This window comes from Candidatus Methylomirabilota bacterium (assembly GCA_035315345.1).
GTDB lineage: Bacteria > Methylomirabilota > Methylomirabilia > Rokubacteriales > CSP1-6 > CAMLFJ01.
Genome location: DATFYA010000021.1, coordinates 56,345 through 77,956, shown reverse-complemented (window position 1 = coordinate 77,956; position 21,612 = coordinate 56,345). Strand labels below are relative to the sequence as shown.

General features: G+C 70.7%; 20 protein-coding genes and 1 tRNA gene. 19 read left to right on the top strand and 2 right to left on the bottom strand.

The window, feature by feature from the left end:
* The first annotated feature begins 12 nt into the window (after positions 1 to 12).
* The 8 genes from VKN16_03715 to VKN16_03680 all read left to right on the top strand — a co-directional run bounded on the left by VKN16_03715 (position 13) and on the right by VKN16_03680 (position 6,393).
* Positions 13 to 1,056, top strand: a complete 1,044-nt coding sequence (locus tag VKN16_03715; protein ID HME93313.1) for a hypothetical protein — start codon at positions 13 to 15, stop codon at positions 1,054 to 1,056.
* Between the two features lies 1 nt (position 1,057).
* On the top strand, positions 1,058 to 1,429 hold the full coding sequence (locus VKN16_03710) for an iron-sulfur cluster assembly scaffold protein (protein ID HME93312.1): 372 nt from the start codon (positions 1,058 to 1,060) through the stop codon (positions 1,427 to 1,429).
* Complete coding sequence (locus tag VKN16_03705) at positions 1,426 to 2,643, top strand: cysteine desulfurase (protein ID HME93311.1); 1,218 nt, start codon at positions 1,426 to 1,428, stop codon at positions 2,641 to 2,643. The genes VKN16_03710 and VKN16_03705 overlap by 4 nt, the downstream gene beginning before the upstream one ends.
* Positions 2,644 to 2,668: 25 nt before the next feature.
* Positions 2,669 to 3,619, top strand: coding sequence for an agmatinase (speB, locus tag VKN16_03700; GenBank protein ID HME93310.1), 951 nt, complete (start codon positions 2,669 to 2,671; stop codon positions 3,617 to 3,619).
* Between the two features lie 55 nt (positions 3,620 to 3,674).
* On the top strand, positions 3,675 to 4,979 hold the full coding sequence (locus tag VKN16_03695; GenBank protein ID HME93309.1) for a nodulation protein NfeD: 1,305 nt from the start codon (positions 3,675 to 3,677) through the stop codon (positions 4,977 to 4,979).
* A gap of 20 nt (positions 4,980 to 4,999) precedes the next feature.
* A complete protein-coding gene (locus VKN16_03690; protein HME93308.1) occupies positions 5,000 to 5,806 on the top strand; it encodes a slipin family protein in 807 nt (268 codons plus the stop codon).
* Between the two features lie 104 nt (positions 5,807 to 5,910).
* Positions 5,911 to 5,986, top strand: a tRNA-Ala gene (locus VKN16_03685).
* A 23-nt stretch (positions 5,987 to 6,009) separates the two neighbouring features.
* Positions 6,010 to 6,393, top strand: coding sequence for a hypothetical protein (locus tag VKN16_03680; protein HME93307.1), 384 nt, complete (start codon positions 6,010 to 6,012; stop codon positions 6,391 to 6,393).
* Between the two features lie 14 nt (positions 6,394 to 6,407).
* Here VKN16_03680 and VKN16_03675 read toward each other — a convergent pair whose 3' ends face one another.
* Positions 6,408 to 7,058, bottom strand: a complete 651-nt coding sequence (locus VKN16_03675; protein HME93306.1) for a metallophosphoesterase — start codon at positions 7,056 to 7,058, stop codon at positions 6,408 to 6,410.
* Positions 7,059 to 7,114: 56 nt separating this feature from the next.
* Between VKN16_03675 and VKN16_03670 the strand changes: the two genes are divergently transcribed.
* The 4 genes from VKN16_03670 (at position 7,115) to phnE (ending at position 9,813) form a co-directional block, all read left to right on the top strand.
* Entirely contained in the window at positions 7,115 to 7,831 is a 717-nt protein-coding gene (locus VKN16_03670; protein HME93305.1) for a class I SAM-dependent methyltransferase, read from the top strand.
* A 163-nt stretch (positions 7,832 to 7,994) separates the two neighbouring features.
* Entirely contained in the window at positions 7,995 to 8,324 is a 330-nt protein-coding gene (locus VKN16_03665) for a histidine triad nucleotide-binding protein (GenBank protein HME93304.1), read from the top strand.
* Positions 8,321 to 9,064, top strand: a complete 744-nt coding sequence (phnC, locus tag VKN16_03660; protein HME93303.1) for a phosphonate ABC transporter ATP-binding protein — start codon at positions 8,321 to 8,323, stop codon at positions 9,062 to 9,064. Before VKN16_03665 ends, phnC begins: the two co-directional genes overlap by 4 nt.
* Positions 9,061 to 9,813: a phosphonate ABC transporter, permease protein PhnE gene (gene phnE, locus VKN16_03655; protein HME93302.1), complete on the top strand. Its 753-nt coding sequence runs from the start codon at positions 9,061 to 9,063 to the stop codon at positions 9,811 to 9,813. Before phnC ends, phnE begins: the two co-directional genes overlap by 4 nt.
* Positions 9,814 to 9,879: 66 nt before the next feature.
* On the opposite strand, the gene VKN16_03650 is transcribed toward phnE, so the two are convergent.
* Positions 9,880 to 11,187 carry a hypothetical protein gene (locus tag VKN16_03650; protein HME93301.1) on the bottom strand — a complete coding sequence of 436 codons (1,308 nt, stop codon included), beginning with the start codon at positions 11,185 to 11,187 and terminating at the stop codon, positions 9,880 to 9,882.
* Between the two features lie 428 nt (positions 11,188 to 11,615).
* On the opposite strand from VKN16_03650, the gene VKN16_03645 reads away from it, so the two are divergent.
* The 7 genes from VKN16_03645 to secA all read left to right on the top strand — a co-directional run bounded on the left by VKN16_03645 (position 11,616) and on the right by secA (position 21,543).
* Positions 11,616 to 12,845, top strand: a complete 1,230-nt coding sequence (locus tag VKN16_03645; GenBank protein HME93300.1) for a pitrilysin family protein — start codon at positions 11,616 to 11,618, stop codon at positions 12,843 to 12,845.
* Positions 12,842 to 14,152 carry a pitrilysin family protein gene (locus tag VKN16_03640; GenBank protein ID HME93299.1) on the top strand — a complete coding sequence of 437 codons (1,311 nt, stop codon included), beginning with the start codon at positions 12,842 to 12,844 and terminating at the stop codon, positions 14,150 to 14,152. The genes VKN16_03645 and VKN16_03640 overlap by 4 nt, the downstream gene beginning before the upstream one ends.
* A 7-nt stretch (positions 14,153 to 14,159) precedes the next feature.
* Entirely contained in the window at positions 14,160 to 14,855 is a 696-nt protein-coding gene (locus VKN16_03635; protein ID HME93298.1) for a rhomboid family intramembrane serine protease, read from the top strand.
* 257 nt (positions 14,856 to 15,112) lie between these two features.
* A complete protein-coding gene (locus tag VKN16_03630) occupies positions 15,113 to 16,033 on the top strand; it encodes a TlyA family RNA methyltransferase (GenBank protein HME93297.1) in 921 nt (306 codons plus the stop codon).
* A complete protein-coding gene (locus tag VKN16_03625) occupies positions 16,030 to 16,887 on the top strand; it encodes an NAD(+)/NADH kinase (protein HME93296.1) in 858 nt (285 codons plus the stop codon). Before VKN16_03630 ends, VKN16_03625 begins: the two co-directional genes overlap by 4 nt.
* A 14-nt stretch (positions 16,888 to 16,901) precedes the next feature.
* Positions 16,902 to 18,638, top strand: a complete 1,737-nt coding sequence (gene recN, locus VKN16_03620) for a DNA repair protein RecN (protein HME93295.1) — start codon at positions 16,902 to 16,904, stop codon at positions 18,636 to 18,638.
* A 49-nt stretch (positions 18,639 to 18,687) separates the two neighbouring features.
* Positions 18,688 to 21,543, top strand: coding sequence for a preprotein translocase subunit SecA (gene secA, locus VKN16_03615; GenBank protein HME93294.1), 2,856 nt, complete (start codon positions 18,688 to 18,690; stop codon positions 21,541 to 21,543).
* Positions 21,544 to 21,612: the final 69 nt, after the last annotated feature.

Below are 21,612 nucleotides of genomic sequence, written 5' to 3'. Positions count from 1 at the left end.
CGCCAGCCACGCATGAAAGCCATCACCATCAAGCCCGACACCGTGACGGCCGACGCCCTCGAGGGGCGCATCGCCTGTCACGACGTGCGCGACTCAGCCGGAAAGGTGGCCATCAACAAGGGCCAGGTGCTCGACGCCGCCGCCGCCGTGCGGCTGCTCGCGCTGCCGTGGCCGGAAGTGCATCTCCTGGAGATCGAGCCGGGCGATGTCCACGAGGAGCCGGCCGGCGCTCGCCTGGCCGCCGCCGCGTGCGGGGCCAACGTCCAGGTGAAGGGCTACGTCGGCGGCCAGTGGACCCTGGTCGGACAGCGTCGCGGCCTGGTGCGCGTGAACGTCGCCGCCCTGCAGGCGGTGAACCGGCTCGAGGGCATGTCGGTGTTCACGCTCTTCGATCTACAGCCGGTGGAAGCGGGCGAGGCGGTGGCCAAGGCCAAGATCACCCCGCTGGCCATTCCCGAGCGGCTGGTGAAGGAAGCGGAGAGCCGGGCGTGGACCGCGGGCGGTCTCGTCACGGTGACGCCGTTCGTGCCGCGTGTCCTCGGCGCGCTGAGCCGCGAGAGCCTGGCGCCGCCGCAGCGGCAGCGGTTCGAGTCGTCGCTGACCGAGAAGATCGACTGGTTCGGCTCGCGGCTGCTGCCGGTGCGCTATGCCGCGGGCGACGGGAAGGCGATGGCGGGGGAGATGGCAGCCCTGCTGGCGGCCGGCGCCGACATCCTGATCGCGGCCGGGGCGGGCTCGCTCGACCCGCTCGACCCCATGTTCGCGGGGCTGGAGCAGCTGGGCGGCCGGATGCTCCGCCACGGCGCGCCCGCGCATCCGGGCAGCCTGCTGTGGATCGCCGACCTGCGCGGGCATCCGGTGCTGGGAATGCCGGCCTGCGGGATGTTCTCGCAGGCCACCACGTTCGACCTGGTCCTCCCGCGCATCCTGACCGGCGAGGCCACCGGCGCGCCGGAGATCGCCACGCTGGGCCACGGCGGCCTGCTCTCGCGGGACAGCGCCTACCGCTTCCCGCCCTATCGCCAGAGCGCGGTGCGCGGGGAGCTGTCGGAGTGACATGGCGCTCTACAGCAACGTCATCCGCGACCGCTTCCGGAAGCCGCGCTTCCGCGGCGCGATCGAGCGGCCCGACATGTCGGCCGAGGACGTGAACCCGCTCTGCGGCGATCGCGTGCGCATCCAGGGCCGCCTGGCCGACGGCCGCGTGACCGAGGCACGCTGGAGCGGCGACTGCTGCGCGATCTCCGCGGCCTCCGCCGACCTGCTGCTGGAGATGATGGAGGGCCAGCCGGCGAGCCGGGCCGGGGAGCTCACCACCGCGAATCTACTGGAGCGCCTGGACTCGGACATCCGGCCGTCGCGGATGAAGTGCGTGGCCCTGCCGCTCACCGTCCTCCGGGCGGCGCTCGAGAGCGAGGCGACGCGATGAACATGGGGGAGAAGACCCGCCGAGACTTTCCGATCCTGTCCCGAATCGTCAATGGCCACCCGCTCGTGTTCCTCGACTCGGCCGCGTCCAGCCAGAAGCCGACCCAGGTCATCGAGGCGGTGCAGCACTACTACCAGACGAGCCATGCCAACGTGCACCGCGCCCTGCACACCCTCGGTGAGGAGGCCACCGAGCGCTACGAGGCGGCCCGCGACGCGGTGCGCGCCTTCATCGGGGCGCCGAGCCGCGAGGAGATCGTCTTCACCCGGGGCACCACCGAAGGCATCAACCTGGTGGCGCAGGCGATCGGGCGGACGCTCCAGCCCGGGGACGAGATCGTGGTCACCGAGATGGAGCACCACTCGAACCTGATCCCCTGGCAGATGGTCTGCCGCGATCGCGGCGCGATCATCCGCGCGATCCCGGTGGTGGGCGAGGGATACCTCGACCTCGACGCGTTCGCCCGCCTGCTGTCGCCGCGCACGCGCGTGGTGGCGGTGGCGCACGTGTCCAACGTGCTCGGCACCATCAACCCGATCGCCCGCATCGCCGAGCCGGCGCACGGCGCGGGCGCGCTGGTGGTGGTCGACGGCGCCCAGGCCGTGCCCCATCTGCCGGTGGACGTGACCGCGCTCGGCGCCGACTTCTACGCCTTCTCCGGTCACAAGATGCTGGGCCCGACCGGCGTTGGCGTTCTGTATGGCCGTCGAGAAATCCTGGCGGGGCTCGAGCCGGCGTGGGGCGGGGGCGAGATGATCAAGGAGGTCTGGATCGATCACGCCCAGTGGAACGACCTGCCGTGGCGCTTCGAGCCGGGCACCCCCCCGATCGCGGGCGCGGTCGGGCTGCAGGCGGCCATCGAATACCTCGGCAAGCTCGGCATGAGCCAGGTGACCGCGCACGAGCAGGCGCTCACCGCGGCGACCATGGACGCGCTGGCGCCGATTCCCGGCGTGACGCTCTACGGCCCGCGCAATCCGGAGATGAAGGGCGCGGTGGTGGCGTTCAACGTCGAGGGCCTTCATCCGCACGACGGCGCCGCGCTCCTCGACCAGCGCGGGATCGCGGTGCGGGCCGGACATCACTGTGCCCAGCCGCTCATGAAGCGCCTCGGCATCGTCGGCACGCTGCGCGCGAGCTTCTCGGTGTACAACACCGCCGAGGACATCCGGCGCCTGGCGGAGGCGGTGGCCGCCCTGCGCGGCGAGCTGTAGCCGCCGCTTCTGCGCGGCCGCGGCCATGGACGCGTCGAGCGAGCACCCGAAGCCGCGGGACGGCTTCGCGTCCCCGCGCTTCGCCCAGCCCGCCACCTTCATGCGGCTGCCCCACATCGAATCCCCGGCCGGGCTCGACGTGGCTCTCTGCGGCATCCCGTTCGACGGCGGCTGCTCGTACCGGTCGGGCGCGCGCATGGGCCCGCGGCACGTGCGGGAGCAATCGTCCCTGATCCGCCCGTGGAACTCGGCGCTGCGGGTGCACCCGTTCGATCGGCTCCGCGTGGCCGATTGCGGCGACGTCGACATCGTCCCGGTCTCGATCGAGGCCACCTTCGCGGCCATCGAGCGCACGCTGGCGCCGGTGGTGGCGGCCCGCGCGGTGCCGCTCTGCGTGGGCGGCGATCACACCGTGACCCTCGCGGTGCTGCGCGCCCTCGCGCGACGGCACGGGCGGCTCGGCCTCGTCCACTTCGACGCGCATCCCGACACCTGGGACCGCTACTTCGGCTTTCCGTACTACCACGGCAGCACGTTCCGGCGGGCGATCGAGGAGGGGCTGATCGACGGCGCGCGCTCGATCCAGGTCGGCATCCGCGGACCACTCTACGGCCCCGAGGACTTCGACTTCCACCGGGAGCACGGCTTCGAGGTCCTCCGCATCGAGGACGTCAAGGAGCGCGGGGTGCCCGCGGCGGTCGAGCGCCTGCGTCGGCTGGCCGGCGGGCCCGTGTACTGCTCGTTCGACGTGGACGCGTGCGATCCCGCCTACGCGCCCGGCACGGGAACCCCGGAGGCGGGCGGCCTCACGTCGTACGAGGCGCTCGGCCTGGTGCGCGGGCTGCGCGGGCTCGAGCTGGCCGGCGGCGACATCGTGGAGGTCTCGCCGCCCTACGACGGGCCCGGCGCGATCACCGGCGTGCTCGCGTCGAATTTGCTCTTCGAGCTGCTCTCGGTGGTGGCGCTCGGCCGGTAGCCGCCGCCACGTCCGCGCGGCGGCCGCGTGCTAAGATGACCGCGTGAGATCGGCCATGCGTCGGCCTCTCCTCGGCGTCGCGATCCTCGTGGCCTTCGCCGTGCTGCTTCCCGTCGCGCCGGCGGCCTCGGCGGCCCGTCCGGTGTCCCTGATCGAGATGGACTCGGCCATCACCCCGGTCACGGTGCGCCTGCTGATCACCGCGCTCGATCGGGCGCAGGGCGAGAACGCGCAGGCCCTCATCGTCCAGCTGAACACCCCGGGCGGTCTCGAGCGCTCGATGCGGTCGATGGTCCAGTCCATCCTCGGCGCGCCGATCCCGGTGATCGTCTACGTGGCGCCCACCGGCGCGCGGGCCGCCTCCGCCGGCGTCTTCATCACCATGGCCGCCCACGTGGCCGCGATGGCGCCGGCCACCAACATCGGCGCCGCGCACCCGGTGGCGGTGGGCGGGTCCATGGACAAGGAGATGAGCAAGAAGGTCGAGAACGACGCGGCGGCGTTCGCGCGGACCATCGCGGCCGAGCGCGGTCGCAACGCGGAGTGGGCCGAGCAGGCGGTCCGGTCGTCGGTCTCGGCCACCGAGCGCGAGGCGGTGAAGCTGAAGGTGGTCGACCTGATCGCCGAGAACGTGCCGGACCTGCTCGCCAAGATCGACGGGCGCACCGTGAAAACTGCCAAAGGACCGATGACCTTCGCCACGAAGGACGCGCCGGTGAAGGTGATCGAGGTGAGCTTCCGCGATCGTTTCCTGGCCCTGATCTCCGATCCGAACATCGCCTACCTGCTGATGATGGCCGGCATGCTCGGCATCTTCTTCGAGCTGTCGAACCCGGGCTCGATCCTGCCCGGGGTGATCGGCGGCATCTGCCTGATCCTGGCCTTCTTCGCCTTCCAGAGCCTGCCCGTCAACTGGGCCGGCCTGCTCCTGCTCCTGTTCGGGGTCGTCCTCTTGATCGTGGAGATCAAGGTGGTCAGCCACGGCATCCTCACGGTGGGCGGCGTGGTCGCCATGCTGCTCGGCTCCCTCATGCTCTACGACACGCCCGGGACCACCGGGATCCGGCTCTCGTGGCTCGTGATCATTCCCACGGTCGGCACCACCGCGGCCCTCGTGTTCTTCGCGGTATCCATGGGCATCCGGGCCCTCTACCGCCCGTCGGTGACCGGCCCGAGCGCGATGGTCGGACGACGCGGGGTCGTCCGCACCGCGCTACAGCCGGAAGGGCAGGTGCTCATCGACGGCGAGCTCTGGCGCGCGGTGAGCCCAGACGCCGCGATCGGCGCCGGCGAGGCGGTACAGGTCACGGCCATCGACGGGCTCACCCTCGAGGTCCGGCGCTCGGCGCAGCGACCGTAAGAACTCCCAGGAGGAGACCCATGGAAGGCTTCCAGCTGCTGTTCGGGATCATCCCGGTGGTGGTGATCCTGCTCTACATCTTCTTTTCCTCGTTCCGCATCCTGCGCGAGTACGAGCGGGCGGTCATCTTCCGCTTCGGCCGCCGGACGAACGCGATCTTCAATCCGGGCGGTGACGGGTCGGGTCCCGGGCTGGTCCTGCTCATCCCGTTCGTCGACAAGATGGTCAAGGTGAGCCTGCGCACCATCACCATGGACGTGCCGCCGCAGGACGTGATCACCCGGGACAACGTCTCGGTGAAGGTCAACGCGGTGATCTTCTTCCGGGTGCTCGACGCGGCCAAGGCGGTCATCAGCGTCGAGGACTATCTCTACGCGACGTCGCAGATGGCCCAGACCACGCTGCGGAGCGTCCTCGGGCAACAGGAGATGGACGACCTGCTCGCGAGCCGCGAGAAGATCAACGAGGAGCTGACCCGGATCATCGACCAGCACACCAGCCCCTGGGGCGTGAAGGTGGCGGCGGTGGAGGTCAAGAACGTGGACCTGCCCCAGGACATGCAGCGGGCGATGTCGAAACAGGCGGAAGCCGAGCGGGAGCGGCGCGCCAAGGTCATCAACGCCGAGGGCGAGTTCCAGGCCGCGGCCAAGCTGGGGGAGGCCGCCGAGGTGCTCATGCGCTTCCCGATCGCGGTGCAGCTCCGCTATCTGCAGACCATGCGCGAGGTGGCGGCGGAGCGGAACACCACCACCTTCTTCCCGCTGCCCCTCGATCTGTTCACCCCGCTGCTGCGGGCCTTCGGGGCATCGCAGGAGCCCAAGAGCTGACGCGCGGGCGGCCGCACGCTTGTCGGCCGGACCGCCCCCGAGTACAATGATCCGGTCCGACGGCAGGTTAGCTCAGTTGCGGCGCTCCGCCGGGACCGGGAATCGGGGACGTAGCTCAGTTGGGAGAGCGCGGCGTTCGCAACGCCGAGGTCGGGGGTTCGACTCCCCTCGTCTCCACCATTCCTGCTCCTCTCCGCTCACCGATGAACGATCCGGTCGCCGGTGACGACAAAGCCGCCTCGCGCGAGGCGGCCATCCCTGAGCCCTCGCGCCGGCCGCCGCCTCCCGGCTACCGGCAGGGCATCATCACCGCGATCACCGTCCTCCTCGGCTTCTCCCTCGCGTTCCTCCGCTTCTGGGGCCTCGAGGCCTCGGGCCACTGGACCGTCCGCTCGGTGCTCTCGACCGCCACGCTGGTGGGGGCCATCGCCCTGCAGATCGTGGCGCTCTTCCGATCGCTCCGGATCGAGGACGACGACGAGCGCGAGTACCGAAAGACGGTGCGGTGGCTCATCGCGTCGACGGCGGTGATGCTGCTCGCGCTGCTGCTCGCGATGATGGAGTCGGCGGCGCCCGCGCGGTCGTGACGCGGTAGCGGCCGCTATCCGGCCGCGTGGTCGCCGGCGCGAACGAACCAGGCCCGGTGCGCGGGCACCGAGACCCACTCGCGCCGCGGCCACCAGAGTCCGGTGAGCCGCCCGCCGTACACGCAGCCGGTATCGAGACCCTTGCAGAGCGGCCGGTCGACGCGGCCCCGCGCGGCCCAGTGGCCGAAGACGACGGTCTCGGGTCCGCGCCAGAAATCGAACCACGGCACGCCCCCGTCGACGGTGCGGATCTCGGTCAGCTCCTCCCGCGTGCACTCCTCCGGGCGCTTGCCCGGCGCGATGCCGGCGTGCACGAGGATGTAGTCTGCCTCGACGACGAACGTGGGCAGGGCCCGCAGCCAGCCGAGCCACTCGTCCAGCGACCGGCCCAGCTGCGCCCGGACCAGGTCCAGCGACGCCGAGGCGCGACCTTCGATCAGCGAGACCTCGTGGTTGCCGAGAACGGCCACCGCGTCGAGCTCGCGCGCCAGCTCGAGCACGCCGACGCTGTCCGGCCCGCGGTTGATCAGATCGCCGCAGAGCGCCAGGCGATGGCGCCGGCGATCGAAGCCCGAGGCCTGCAGGAGATCGCGCAGCTCCGCCGCGCACCCCTGCACGTCGCCGACGAACAACACGTCGCGAGCATCGGTCGTCGTCGAGATCATCTCGGGGATCATTGTACGTGTGCCATCCGGACGCGGGGCCGGGTATGCTTGCCGGCATGGTCCGCCACCTGCCCACCCGTGAGGCCTACGATCTGTGGGCCGAGGTCTACGATCGGGACGGCAACCCGCTGATCGCCCTGGAGGAGCGGCACATCGGCGCGCTGATCGGCGAGACGGCCGGTCTCGCCGTGGCCGATGTCGGCTGCGGCACCGGACGACACGCGGTCCGCCTGGCCATGCAGGGCGCGCACGTCACCGCGCTGGACTTCTCGCCGGGCATGCTCGCGGCGGCGCGGGAGAAGCCGGGAGCCGAGCGCGTGCGGTTCCTGCGGCACGATGTCACCACGCCGCTGCCGTTCGAGGACGGCACGATCGATCGCGTCTTGTGCTGCCTGGTGCTGGAGCACGTGGCCGATCTGGGCGCGCTCTGTCGGGAGCTGGCGCGGGTGTGCGCCGCGCGTCCGCGAGGCGCCGTCGTGATCTCGGCCATGCATCCGGCCATGGTGGAGCGCGGCGTGCAAGCGCGCTTCTACGACCCGCGCACCGGCGAGCGAACGCAGCCGGCCAGCCGGCCGCACGCGATCAGCGACTACGTGAGGGCCGCGCGCGAGGCCGACCTCACCGTCGAGCGCCTCGATGAGCACCCCGTCGACGACTCGCTGGCCGCGGCATACCCCCGCGGCGCTCGCTATGTCGGCTGGCCGATGCTGCTGTTGATGAAGCTGTCGCGGTTCGGAGGGGAGGGAACTACTTGGCGGAGCGGGCGGCCTTGACCGGGCACATCTTGTGGAACCACACCGAGCCCAGCTTCACGTGGTTGCCGTTCTTGCGGATCCGATGCTTGCACTTGGGGCAGGTCCCCATGCCGTTCTCCCTCGCCGTTTCGATCGACAGGATATTGACGCGCCCCGCATTATACACGAGCCCGGACCCCTCATGACCCCGGCCTGCATCTTCTGCCGCATCGCCGCGAAGGAGAGCCCGGCCGACATCGAGTACGAGGACGACCTGGTCATGGCGTTCCGGGACCTGTATCCCAAGGCGCCCGTCCATCTGCTGATCGTTCCCAAGCGTCACATCGAGTCGATCGCGCAGGTGGAGCCGGGGGACGCCGGCGTGCTCGGGCGCTGCATCCAGGTGGCGCGCCTGATGGGCGAGCGCACCGGCTACGCCGAGCGCGGCTACCGCCTGTCGTGCAACACCGGGCCCGAGGGCGGCCAGGTCGTCGACCACATCCACTTTCACTTCACCGCCGGCCGTCGGTGATCCGGGTCCGCTCGCTCCGGAAGGACTACCCGGGCAGTCCGCGGGCGCTGGACGGCATCGATCTCGACATCGAGCCGGGCGCGTTCGTGGCCCTCATCGGGCCCAGCGGAGCGGGGAAGTCCACGCTGCTGCGCTGCCTGAACGGTCTGGTCACGCCGACCGCGGGCGAGGTGGAGGTGCACGGGCGAATGGTCACCGGCGCCTCCGCCGAGTCACTGCGCCGCATACGCGCCGACGTCGGCTTCGTGTTCCAGCAGTTCAATCTCCTGCGCCGGCTCACCGTGCGGGAGAACGCGATGCTGGGCCGCCTCGCTCATACGTCGACGTGGCGATCGCTCGGCGGATGGTTCGCGCGGGCCGACGTGGCGCGGGTCGAGGCGACGCTGGCGCGGGTCGGTCTGGAGGGACTTTCCGAGCGCCGCGTGGACACGCTCTCGGGCGGGCAGCAGCAGCGTGTGGCCATCGCCCGGGCGCTGGTCCAGACCCCGACGGTCGTGCTGGCCGACGAGCCGATGGCGAGCCTGGATCCGGCCCTCGCCCACACCGTGATGGAGCTGCTCCGGCGGATCAACCGCGAGGACGGCATCACGGTGGTGGCCTCCCTCCACGTGCTGGAGCTGGCTCAGATCTACGGCCATCGCATCGTGGGCCTGCTCCGGGGCCGCGTCGTACACGACGGCCCGCCCGCCTCCCTCGACGAACCCGCCATTGGCCGCATCTTCGGATCCACGCGATCGTGAGCCGCGGCGGGCGGTGGGCGGGATGGATCACGATGCTGGCCGTGTTCCTGTGGTCGGCGGTGGCCACCGAGGTCTCGCTCGGGCGCATGATCGAGGGCCTGCCGTACATGTGGGACTTCGTGCGCCGCATGGTGCCGCCGGACCTCTCGGTGCTGGGAAACGCGCTCCGCGGGGCGGTGCAGACCATCCAGATCGCGGTGGTCGGTACCGCGACCGCCGCGGTGCTGGCCCTGCCGGTAGGATTCGCGGCCGCCCGCAACGCGGCCCCGCGGTGGCTCTTCTACAGCGCGCGGCTGCTGCTCAACACCTTCCGCGCGGTGGACACGCTCGTGTACGCGCTGTTCTTCGTCGCGGCGGTCGGCCTGGGGCCGTTTCCGGGCGTACTGGCGGTGGTGGTCTACACCGCCACCGTGCTCGGCAAGCTCTACTCCGAGGCCATCGAGGCGATCGAGCCCGGCCCCGTCGAGGCGGTGCGGGCGACCGGCGCCAGTGGGCTTCAGGTGCTGCGCTGGGGCGTGCTGCCGCAGATCGTGCCCCAGTTCCTCTCCTTCACGCTCTATCGCTTCGAGACCAACATCCGCGCGGCGGCGATCCTCGGCTTCGTGGGAGCGGGAGGCATCGGCTTCTACATCCAGACGTACCTGCGGCTCTTGAACTACCCGGCCGCGGCGACGGTTCTCCTCGTGCTGGTCGTGCTCGTGATGATCGTCGACTTCGCGTCGTCGCGGCTCCGGGCGCGCCTGGTCTGATCGGCGTGCGAAAAAGAAACGGCCCCGAGGTCGCCCCCGGGGCCGTGGGTGTTTCGGTACCGATCCCTACTTCTTCATCAGCTCCATCGCCGCCTTGGCCTTGTCACTGGCCAGCGACGTGTTCCCGGCCTTGCACGCGGCCTCCGCCTCGCTCACGAGGCCAGAAGCCTTCTTGAAATCAGCCGAGCGCGGAGCCTGCACATCCTGGGCACGCGGGGCCTGCACGTCCTGGGTCCGCGGAGCCTGGATGTTCTGGCCGCGAGGAGCCTGGATGTCCTGGCCACGAGGAGCCTGCACGTCCTGGCTGCGCGGAGCCTGGATGTCCTGACCCCGAGGAGCCTGCACGTCCTGGCTACGAGGAGCCTGCACGTCCTGGCCACGCGGGGCCTGGATGTCCTGACCGCGAGGAGCCTGTACGTCCTGGCTACGAGGAGCCTGCACGTCCTGGCCACGCGGGGCCTGGATGTTCTGACCGCGCGGCGCCTGTACGTCCTGGCTACGAGGAGCCTGCACGTCCTGACCACGCGGGGCCTGGATGTTCTGACCGCGCGGCGCCTGTACGTCCTGGCTGCGAGGAGCCTGCACGTCCTGACCACGCGGGGCCTGGATGTCCTGGCCACGCGGCGCCTGGATGTCCTGACCGCGCGGAGCCTGCACGTCCTGGCTGCGCGGAGCCTGGACGTCCTGCGACCGAGCCCCCGCCATCGAGCGCGGAGCCTGGATGTCCTGGCTGCGAGGAGCCTGCACGTCCTGACCACGCGGGGCCTGGATGTCCTGGCCACGCGGCGCCTGCACGTCCTGGCTGCGCGGAGCCTGGATGTTCTGACCACGTGGGGCCTGGATGTCCTGACCGCGGGGAGCCTGCACGTCCTGGCTGCGCGGCGCCTGAACGTCCTGACCACGCGGGGCCTGGATGTCCTGACCGCGAGGAGCCTGCACGTCCTGCGACCGGGCGCCCGCTAGCGAGCGCGGGGCCTGGATGTCCTGACTCCGAGGAGCCTGAACGTCCTGACTGCGCGGCGCCTGGATGTTCTGACCACGCGGAGCCTGGATGTCCTGGCTACGCGGAGCCTGGATGTCCTGACCGCGCGGCGCCTGCACGTCCTGCGACCGAGCGCCCGCCAGCGAACGGGGCGCCTGGATATCCTGCGACCGCGGAGCCTGCACATCCTGAGCCCGCGGCGCCTGCACGTCCTGCGACCGAGCGCCCGCCAGCGAGCGAGGCGCCTGGACGTCCTGGCTCTTGGCCATCTGACCCAGCATGGCCTTCGCGGATGCCACCTCGGCGGGGCAGGAGGTCTGAGCCATCCCGACCGTGGCCGAGAGGGAGACCGCCGACACCACACTCAACACCGTTGCCAGCACCTTTCTCATCTGTGTGATCCTTTCTCAGTTCGTCTCGTGTGTTGCGTTTGCTGCCGCCGTCTTCCCCGTTTGCGATCTGGCTTCCTGGGGCCCCGGACTCACGCTTTGGATGCACCAGGGATGCCAAGAGGTTCCTGTCAAATAACGTCAAATAAATTAGACAGATACGGTCAGCACACCGTAGGCGCTCGAAGCGGGCCATGGCGTTCTGCCCGGCATGGCGCAGCACGGCCGTCCGGCAGACTGCCTCGGCTGAGCCGCTTGAGGGCACTGGGGCGCTCTGGTACCGTGTAGCCGCAATGTTCCCCTCCCTCTCCACGCGCGCACTCGTCTGCGCGCTCCTCGGGCTGTCGATGGGGATCAGTGGGTGTGCGGCCCCGGCATCCACGCGATCTGCGTCCACAACGCCATCGCAGCGCCACGGTCTGCCTCCACTGGTGAGAGAGGTTCTGCCGAACGGCATGCGTCTCATCGTGCAGGAGCATCGGGCGGCCAGCACGGTGGCGATCCACCTCTGGGCGGGTGTGGGCGGCCGCGACGAAGCGATCGGCGAGCGAGGGTTCTCCCATTTCGCGGAGCACATGCTCTTCAAGGGCACCACGACGCGCCCGCGTGGCTTCGTGGATCGCGAGGTCGAAGCAGTCGGCGGCCGGACGAACGCGGGAACGTCCAACGACTACACCTTCTACTATCTCCTGTTGCCGGCGGCGCGCGCGCTCTCCGGCATCTCGTTGATGGCGGACATGGTGCTCAACTCGGTGTTCGATCCCGCCGAGCTGGGGCGCGAGCGCGAGGTGGTCTTCGAGGAGGTCCGACTGAACGAGGACAACCCACGCTCCTCGCTCGGACGGCAACTGTACAACCTCCTCTATGACGGTCATCCCTATGGCCGACCGGTGCTGGGAGACGTCAAGGATCTGCGTGACGCCACCCCGGAGTCGTTGCGCGGCTACTATGCGCGGCACTACGTGCCCGACAACCTGACCCTCGTGGTGGTCGGCCCGGTGGACCCCGCCGCGGTGCGCGCGGCGGCGATCGAGGCCTTCGGCTCGCGGCCCGCCACCGGCTATGCGCGGCCACCGGTCGGCGCGCCGGCTCCGCTCGAGGGAGTGCGCGCCCGCTCGGTGGAGCGTCCCGAGCGTCAGACCCAGCTCGGATTCGCCTGGCTGGCCCCGCCGCTCGGCGATCCCGACATGCCGGCGGTGGACGTGCTCAGCCACATCCTCGGCGGCTCACGCAGCTCGCGCCTCAATCAGGCGCTGCGCGAGCGCGCCCGACTGGTGTCGAGCATCAGCGGGTGGTACGGGACGCTGCAGGGTGCGGGAGCCCTCGGCGTGACCGCGCAGCTCGAGGGCTCCGATCAGGACGCGGTCGAGAAGGCGATCATGGCCGAGATCGCGCGCGTGCAGTCGGAGGGCGTGACCGCAGAGGAGCTGGCGCGGGCCATCACCGCGTCCGAAGCCGAGCGGGAATTCTCGCGCGAGACCGTCGAGGGCCTGGCCCTGGCCTACGGGCGCGCGGAGACCACGTGGAACCTCGAGGCGGAGCGCACCTATGTGGATCGGATCCGGGCGGTGACCCGCGATCAGGTCCAGCAGGCCGCGCGCCGCTACCTGACCGGCTCCTACGCGCGTCTGGCCTTCGTGCCGCGAGGACGCGCGCAATGACCGGCCGTCGGCGGGCCGCTCTTGCGGTCGCGGCCGCCCTCACGCTGCTCGGCGTGGCCGCCGGCGCCGCGTCCGCTTCCGGACCGCAGCGGACGCGCCTCGCCAACGGGCTCACCATCCTGGTGCGGGAGAACGCGGCCACGCCGGTGGTCGCGGCCTCGCTGTTCGTCCGCATGGGCTCGCGCTGGGAGACCGAGGACAACGCGGGCATCAGCCATCTGCTCCAGCAGGTGATGCTGAAGGGCACCGCCACGCGCTCCGCGCTCGAGATCGCCGAGACCGCGGAGGGGCTCGGGGGTGGCATCAGCGCCTCGGCGGACATGGACTATTCCGAGATCCGCGCCACCGCGCTCGCTCGCAACTGGAAGACCCTGCTCGATCTGGTGGCGGACGTCGCGCTCCGGCCCACGCTCCCCGCGGCCGAGATCGACGGAGAGCGTCGCGCCATGCTGACCGCGCTCCGCAGCCGGCAGGATCAGCCGTTTCCGCTCGCCCTGGACACCGTCATGAGCCGCGTGTACGGCGACCATCCGTACGGCCGGCCGATCCTCGGGCGAGCCGCCGCGCTCGAGCGCATCGATCACGATACCCTGGTCGCCCACCATCGGCGCTTCTACCGCGCGCCCCGCATCATCCTCGCGGTGAGCGGCGACATCACGGCCCGGGAGGTCGTGGCCGAGGTGGCCCGGCGATTCGCGGGGGCGTCGACGGAAGAGAGCGCTCCCGAACCCTTGGAGCCTTCCGCGGCGGCCCGGGCGGACCGCACCGTGCTCGTGAAGCCCGCCGCGCAGGCCCAGGTGCTGGTCGCGTTCCTCGCCCCGCCCACCGCGCACCCCGACTACCCGGCGGTGAAGGTGCTGGCCACCGCGCTCGGCGGGGGCATGGCCGGACGCCTCTTCACCGAGGTCCGGGACAAGCAGGGGCTGGCGTACTCGACCGGCGGCTCGTACCCATCACGCCGCGGCCCCGGGGTCTTCTACACCCAGCTCGGCACGGCTCCCGCCAATCAGGCTCGTGCCGAGGTCGCGATGCTGGGCGAGCTCGATCGCATCCGGCGCGAGCCGGTGAGCCCGAGCGAGCTGGCCCGCGCGAAGGCCTACCTGCTCGGCCAGTTCGGGCTGGACCGGCGCACGAACGCGCGGCTCGCCTGGTACGACGCGTTCTTCGAGGCGCTCGGCGTGGGCCCCGACTTCGCCGATCGCTACGCGCAGGCGGTGGAGGCGGTGACCGCCGAGGACGTGCAGCGCGTGGCGCGGACCTACCTGACGACCCCGACGATCGTCACGCTCGGCCCCGCCGCGCAATAGTCCGCTCGTGTTTCCCCTGAAAGACGACAATCCGAGCCACACCACCCCCGTCGTCACGATCGCGTTCATCGTCGTCAACGTGCTGGTGTTCCTCTACCAGTTCTCCCTCGAGGTCGGCGGACGGGAAGGCGCGCGGGCCGCCGAGTCGTTCATCCGCGAATTCGGGCTCGTGCCGTGTCGGCTGACCGGCGCCTGTCACGGGTCGCCGGACCTGCCGTCGCCGGTGCTGACGATCTTCACGTCGATGTTCATGCACGGCGGCTGGTTCCACGTCGGCGGCAACATGCTCTATCTCGGCATCTTCGGCAACAACATCGAGGACACCCTGGGCCACGTCCGCTACCTGCTCTTCTATCTGGCTTCCGGGGTGGCGGCCGCGCTGGCGCAGGTCGCCATGGGCCCGACCTCGGACGTGCCGATGGTCGGAGCCAGCGGCGCGGTTTCGGGCGTCCTCGGCGCCTACCTGCTGCTGTTCCCGCACGCCCACGTGACCACGCTGATCATCCTGGGGTTCTTCTTCCGGGTGGTCAAAATACCGGCCCTCGTCGTGCTGGGCTTTTGGATCGTGCTCCAGGTCCTGAACGGTCTCGGGAGCTTCGGAGCGCGGGGTGGGGTGGCCTTCTTCGCCCACATCGGAGGCTTCCTGGCCGGCGTCGGGCTCCTGTTCGTGCTCAGGCCCCGCGCCGGGGCCCGCGCACCCTGAATTCGTCGGCGAGGGGGGTTCGGCTATATAATTGCGAGCGTTGAAATTTCCGGCGCACTCCCCAGAGGCCGATGAGGCCGTATGACAGCCGTCACGGTGGCGTCGGGGCACGAGACGCGTCCCCGACTCCGAGTCGAACCCATCCGCATCGTCGCCGCGCGTACCCCCGACGGATTGGACCCGACCTCCGGCGCACCGGCCCGTGCGCGGGCCGCTGAATGGCGCGGTCGTCTCGCGGATCAGAGAAAGGAGCCGGTGTGAAGAGGTTCCCGAAGAAGCGTGGCCTGTCGAAGCCAGTGGCGGTCCGACGTAAATCCGCGCCCGCGACCCGCGGCAAGGCGAGCCCCGCCCCCGAGCGCCCGGCGGCCGAGAGCCGCGCGAAGACCAAGGTCCGGCTCGACGTGGCCCTGGTGGAGCGAGCCCTGGTCGAGTCGCGGGAGAAGGCGGCCCGGCTGATCCTCGCCGGCGACGTGCTCGTCGACGGCCAGCGGGTGGACAAGGCGGGCGCGCTGGTGACGCCCGGCGCGAGGCTCGAGCTGGTGGCGCGCCCGCGGTTCGTGAGCCGTGGCGGCGACAAGCTCCAGCACGCGCTGGCGACGTTCGGGATCGCGCCTCGTGGCCGCGTCGCCATCGACGTGGGGGCCTCCACCGGAGGCTTCACGCACTGCCTCCTGGAGCACGGCGCGGTCAAGGTGTACGCGGTGGACGTGGGGCAGGGACAGCTCGACGCCAAGCTCCGCGCGGACGGCCGCGTGGTGGTGATGGAGAAGACCAACGCGCGCAACCTGCCGGTCGACTCCTTCACCGAGTCGCCGGATCTCGCCACCGTGGACGTCTCCTTCATCTCGCTCGAGAAGGTCCTGCCGTCGGTCTTCTCGGTGCTCGGCCCCCAGGGCGAGGCGGTAGTGCTGGTGAAGCCGCAGTTCGAGGTCGGCAAGGGGCAGGTGGGCAAGGGCGGCGTGGTGCGGGACGGCTCGCACCATCAGGCGGTCATCTCGCGAGTGGCTCGCTTCGCGGTCCTGCACGGCTGGCACGTGCGGGGCGCGACCGCGTCGCCCTTGAAGGGCCCGAAGGGCAACCGCGAGTTCTTCCTCTTGCTGACCAAGACCGGCCGCACGCTGAGCGAGCTGGACGTCCTCATCACGCGGATGACCGCAGAGGAACCTCCGCAGCCGTGAAGCGACTGGGCATCGTCGCCAAGACGGATCGTCAGGAGGCCCGGACGGTGGTGCCGCAGCTGCTCGACTGGTGCGCGGCACGCGGGATCCAGCCGGTCCTCGAGAAGGAGACGGCGGGTCTCTTTCCGCAGACGACGGCGCCGATCACGGGGCGGCCGGAGCTTCCCGGCCAATCCGACCTGCTGCTGGTGCTGGGCGGTGACGGCACGCTGCTCGGCATGGCCCGTCTGGTGGGCGACCTGGGCGTGCCGATCCTCGGGGTCAATCTCGGCGGGCTCGGATTCCTCACCGCCCTCACCGTCGAGGAGCTGTTCCCCGCGCTCGAGGCCTACCTGCGCGGCGAGCTGGTGATCGAGGAGCGCATGCTCCTGGAGGCGCGCGTCTTTCGACGGGGCGAGCGCCTCGGGGAGTACGCGGCGCTCAACGACGTGGTCATCACCAAGTCGGCGATGAGCCGCATCATCCGTCTCGAGGTCGCGGTGGACGGCGACTTCGCCACCGGGTACCGGGCGGACGGGCTGATCATCTCGACGCCCACCGGCTCCACCGCGTACTGTCTCTCCGCGGGCGGCCCCATCGTGTATCCGACCATGGACGCGATGGTGCTCACCCCGATCTGCTCCCACACCCTCACGAACCGCCCGATCGTCCTGCCCGCCACGCAGCGCATCGCGATCACGCTGCTCACCGACCAGGACGTGATGCTGACCCTCGATGGCCAGGTGGGGTTCTCGCTCCGGCTCGAGGACACGGTGGAGGTGCGGCGGGCCGCCGCCCGTACCCGACTCCTGCGGTTTCCCCAAAAGCACTTCTTCTCGGTCCTCCGCACCAAGCTCAAGTGGGGCGAGCGATAGGATACAGTTGAGCGGTGCCCGGCACTGCCCGTAGCATGGCCCGCACGATGCTCCGCGAGCTGTCGATCCGGAATCTGGCGGTGGTGGAGGAGGCGGTGGTGCCCTTCGCCCCCGGTCTCAACGTGCTCACCGGCGAGACCGGTGCCGGCAAGTCCATCGTGGTCGACGCCCTCCTGCTCGTCACCGGCGCGCGCGCGCAGCTCGACTGGATCCGCACCGGCGCCGACACCGCGGTGGTCGAGGCAATCTTCGAGATCGACCCCGCCGGCCCGGTGGCCGCGGCCCTCGAGGAGGCCGGACACCGCGCGGGCGACGGCGAGCTGGTCGTCAAGCGCGAACTGGCGCGGTCCGGCCGCCATCGCGCCTTCGTCAACGACTCCGCGGCCACCGTCGGTCTGCTCGAGCGGCTCGGCGAAGCCCTGGTCGAGCTGCACGGCCAGCACGAGCACCAGCGCCTGATGGAGCCGGCGCGCCAGCTGCTCCTCCTCGACCGATTCGCGGAGGCGGAGGACCGCCGCGAGCGCGTGGCGGCCTCCGTCCGCTCGTGGGAGGAGGCGCGGGCCACCCTGCGACGGTTGCGCGAAGAGATGCGCGAGGGCGCCCGTCAAGAGGACCTCTACCGCTTCCAGGTCTCGGAGATCGACGCGGTGAAGCTCCGCGACGGCGAGGAGAGCGACCTGCGCGCCGAACGCGCTCGGCTGCAGCACGCCGAGCGGATCGTGGCCGGGCTTCAGGAGGCGGTCGGCCTGCTCTACGAGGATCCGCAGTCGGCCGCCGCGCGGCTCGCCCGGGCCGCCGCGCTGCTGCGCGACGTCTCGCGCGTCGAGCCGGACGCGGCCGCGCCGATCGAGGCCATCGAGGGCGCCCAGTCCTACCTGGAGGACGTGGTGGGCCGGGCCCGCGCCCTGCGCGACCGCGCCGTCTTCGACCCGGAGCGGCTCGAGCAGATCGACGCGCGCCTCGACGCCGTCGCGCGGCTCAAGCGCAAGTACGGCGAGTCGGTGGCGGCCATCCTGGCGCATCGCCAGGACGCGGCCGCCGCGCTCGATCGCATCGTCCGGCACGACGCCATCGCCGAGGAGACGGAGCGGGCGGTGGCCGACGCCGCGGCCGCGGCGGGCCGCGAGGCCGCGGCGCTCTCCGAGCAGCGCACGCGGGGAGCCGAGCGCCTCGAGCGCCTCGTCCAGAAGGAGATCCGCGGGCTCGGCATGGAGCACGGGCGCTTCCGGGTGGCGCTCCGCCGCGACGCCGCCGGCCCCGACGATCTCGGCTCGGGCGCCGAAGGATACCGCGTCGGCCCGCGTGGCGCGGAGACCGCCGAGCTGCTCCTCTCGGCCAACCCGGGCGAAGACCTTCGTCCGCTCGCCAAGGTCGTCTCGGGCGGCGAGCTCTCGCGGGTGATGCTGGCCACCAAGACCGTGCTGGCCGCCGCCGACGACGTGCCGGTGCTGGTGTTCGACGAGGTCGACGCGGGCATCGGCGGGCGCGTGGCCGACGTGGTGGGCCAGAAGCTGCGCGCCACCGCGGCGGGCCGGCAGGTGCTCTGCGTCACGCACCTCGCGCCGATCGCCGCGTACGCGAGCCATCACCTCCTCGTCCAGAAGCACGTGGCCCGCGGCGCCACCCGGACCAGCGTGACCGCGCTGAAGGCCACCGCCCGCGTCGACGAGCTCGCGCGCATGCTGGGCGGCGAGCGGGTCACCGACACGTCCCGACGCCACGCCCGCGAGCTGCTGCGAGAGGCGCAGTGATCGGGAGCGGCGGCCGAGCGGGGCGGGTGGTGTAAGATGAGGCCTTGACATGCTGAACGCCATCTTTCGGTCGATCTTCGGGACCAAGCACGAGCGCGACGTCAAGCGCATGCGGCCGATCGTCGCCGAGATCGAGGCGCTCGAGCCCGCCCTGAAGGCGCTCACCGACGACGCCCTCCGCGCCAAGACCGCCGAGTTCCGCCAGCGCCTCGCCGATGGCGCCGAGCTCGACGACCTCCTGCCCGAGGCGTTCGCGGCGGCGCGCGAAGCGGCCCGGCGCACGGTACGGATGCGGCACTTCGACGTGCAGATGATGGGCGGCATGGTCCTGCACTCCGGCAAGATCGCGGAGATGGCCACCGGCGAAGGCAAGACGCTGGTGGCCACGCTGCCCGCGTACCTGAACGCGCTGCCCGGCCTGGGCACTCACGTGGTGACGGTCAACGACTATCTGGCTCGGCGCGACGCGCAGTGGATGGGACCGATCTACCACGCCCTCGGGCTCACCGTCGGGGTGATCCAGCACGAGGTCCAGTACGTCTACGACCCGGCCTTCGCCTCCCCGGACATCCGGCTCGCCGCCCTGCGGCCGGTCAGCCGGCGGGAGGCGTACGCGGCCGACATCACCTACGGCACCAACAACGAGTTCGGCTTCGACTACCTGCGCGACAACATGCAGTTCAGCTTCGACGACATGGTGCAGCGCGGGCACTACTACGCGATCGTGGACGAGGTCGACTCGATCCTGATCGACGAGGCGCGCACGCCGCTCATCATCTCCGGTCGCGATCGCAGCGCGGAGAGCCGGGCCCCCCTCTACGAGAAGGTGAACCGGGTGATTCCGCGGCTCAAGCGGGCCGCCACCATCGTGGAGGGCAAGCTCTCCGAGATCGAGGAGCAGGCCGAGGGCGACTTCATCGTGGACGAGAAGGCGCGCACCGTCTCGCTCACCGACCAGGGCGTGGCCTACTGCGAGCGGCTGCTCGGTGTCGACAACCTCTCGGATCCCGCCCACATCGAGATCGCCCACCACATCCACCAGGCGCTCAAGGCCCACCACATCTTTCACAAGGACGTGGACTACGTGGTGAAGGACCTGGAGACCGTCGACGACCAGGGTCGGGCGGTGATGCAGGCGCAGGTCATCATCGTGGACGAGTTCACCGGCCGCATGATGCCGGGCCGGCGGTGGTCGGACGGGCTGCACGAGGCGGTGGAGGCCAAGGAAGGCCTCAAGATCGCGCGTGAGAACCAGACCCTCGCCACCATCACCCTGCAGAACTACTTCCGGATGTACGACAAGCTCGCCGGCATGACCGGCACCGCGGCCACCGAGGCCGAGGAGTTTGCCAAGATCTACGAGCTCGACGTCACGGTCATTCCCACCAATCGCACGCTGCTCCGAGTCAACCACGCCGACGTGGTCTACAAGACCGAGCGCGAGAAGTTCGACGCGGTGGCCAACGAGATCGCGGAGCGGCACGCCCAGGGCCAGCCGGTGCTGGTCGGCACCGTGTCCATCGAGAAGTCCGAGCGGCTCTCCAAGCTCCTCAAGAAGCGCGGCATCCCGCACCAGGTGCTCAACGCCAAGTACCACGAGCGCGAGGCCGAGATCGTGGCCCAGGCCGGCCGGGAGACCGCGGTCACCATCGCCACCAACATGGCCGGGCGGGGCACCGACATCCTCCTGGGCGGCAACCCGGACTTCCTGGCCAAGAGCATCTTGAGCAAGAAGGGGCTCGACCCGGCCACCGCGCCGGCGGAGGCGAGGGAGTCCGCGTGGCTCGAAGCCAAGAAGGCCACCGATCCGGAGCACGAGCGGGTGGTCGCGCTGGGGGGCCTGCACATCATCGGCACCGAGCGCCACGAATCGCGGCGGGTGGACAACCAGCTGCGCGGCCGCTCCGGCCGCCAGGGCGACCCGGGCTCCTCGCGCTTCTATCTGTCGCTCGAAGACGACCTGCTGCGGATCTTCGGCTCGGAGCGGATCCAGCGCATCATGGACCGCCTCGGCATGGAAGAGGGCGAGCCCATCGAGCACAAGCTGGTGACCCGCGCGATCGGGACCGCCCAGAAGCGGGTCGAGACGCGCAACTTCGAGATCCGCAAGCACCTGCTCGAGTACGACGACGTGATGAACAAGCAGCGCGAGATCGTCTACGGGCTGCGCCGCGAGGTCCTGGCCGGAGAGAGCCAGGAGGAGACGGTGCTGGAGTGGATGGGCGACCTGTCCGGCCAGGTGGTCGAGCGCTACGCGCCGGCCGACGCACACCCCGAGGACTGGGACCTGGTGGGCCTCAACGAGGCACTGCACCGGCAGTTCGACTTCCGGATGCCGTCCAAGGAGATCGACGACGTCGCGTCGCAGGCGGCCCTCGTCGAGCAGGTCACCGAGGCGGCCGAGCGGCACTACCGCGCGCGCGAGCAGGAGATGGGCCCGGAGATGTTCCACCGGCTCGAGCGCTGGGTGGTGCTCGGGCTCGAGTGGGACGGCGGTGGCTTCCGCGGCATCAATCAGCTCTGGCGCGAGCACCTGCTGAACATGGACCACCTCAAGGAGGGCATCGGCCTTCGCGGCTACGGCCAGCGTGACCCGCTGACCGAGTACAAGAAGGAAGCCTTCGACATGTTCCAGGAGATGATCGGCAGCCTGAAGGAGACCGCGGTCGAGCAGCTCTTCAAGGTGCGCATGAGCCAGGAGGAGGCGCCGACCACGCGGGTGGCGCAGCGGACCGCCGACTGGCAGGAAACGCGCGGCGGCGACGACGGCGTGGCCGCGCGCCCGGCCGCCCCACGGGCCGAGCCGCGCGCCGCCGACGGCCAGAAGGTGGGCCGCAACGATCCATGCCCCTGCGGCTCCGGCAAGAAATACAAGAAGTGCTGCCTGCTGAAGGGGGCCGCTTGATCCGGCCGGCTGCGGCCGACCACATCTAGTACCGCCCGGCCTCGCCGCCCCCCACTCCTGGGGCTTTTT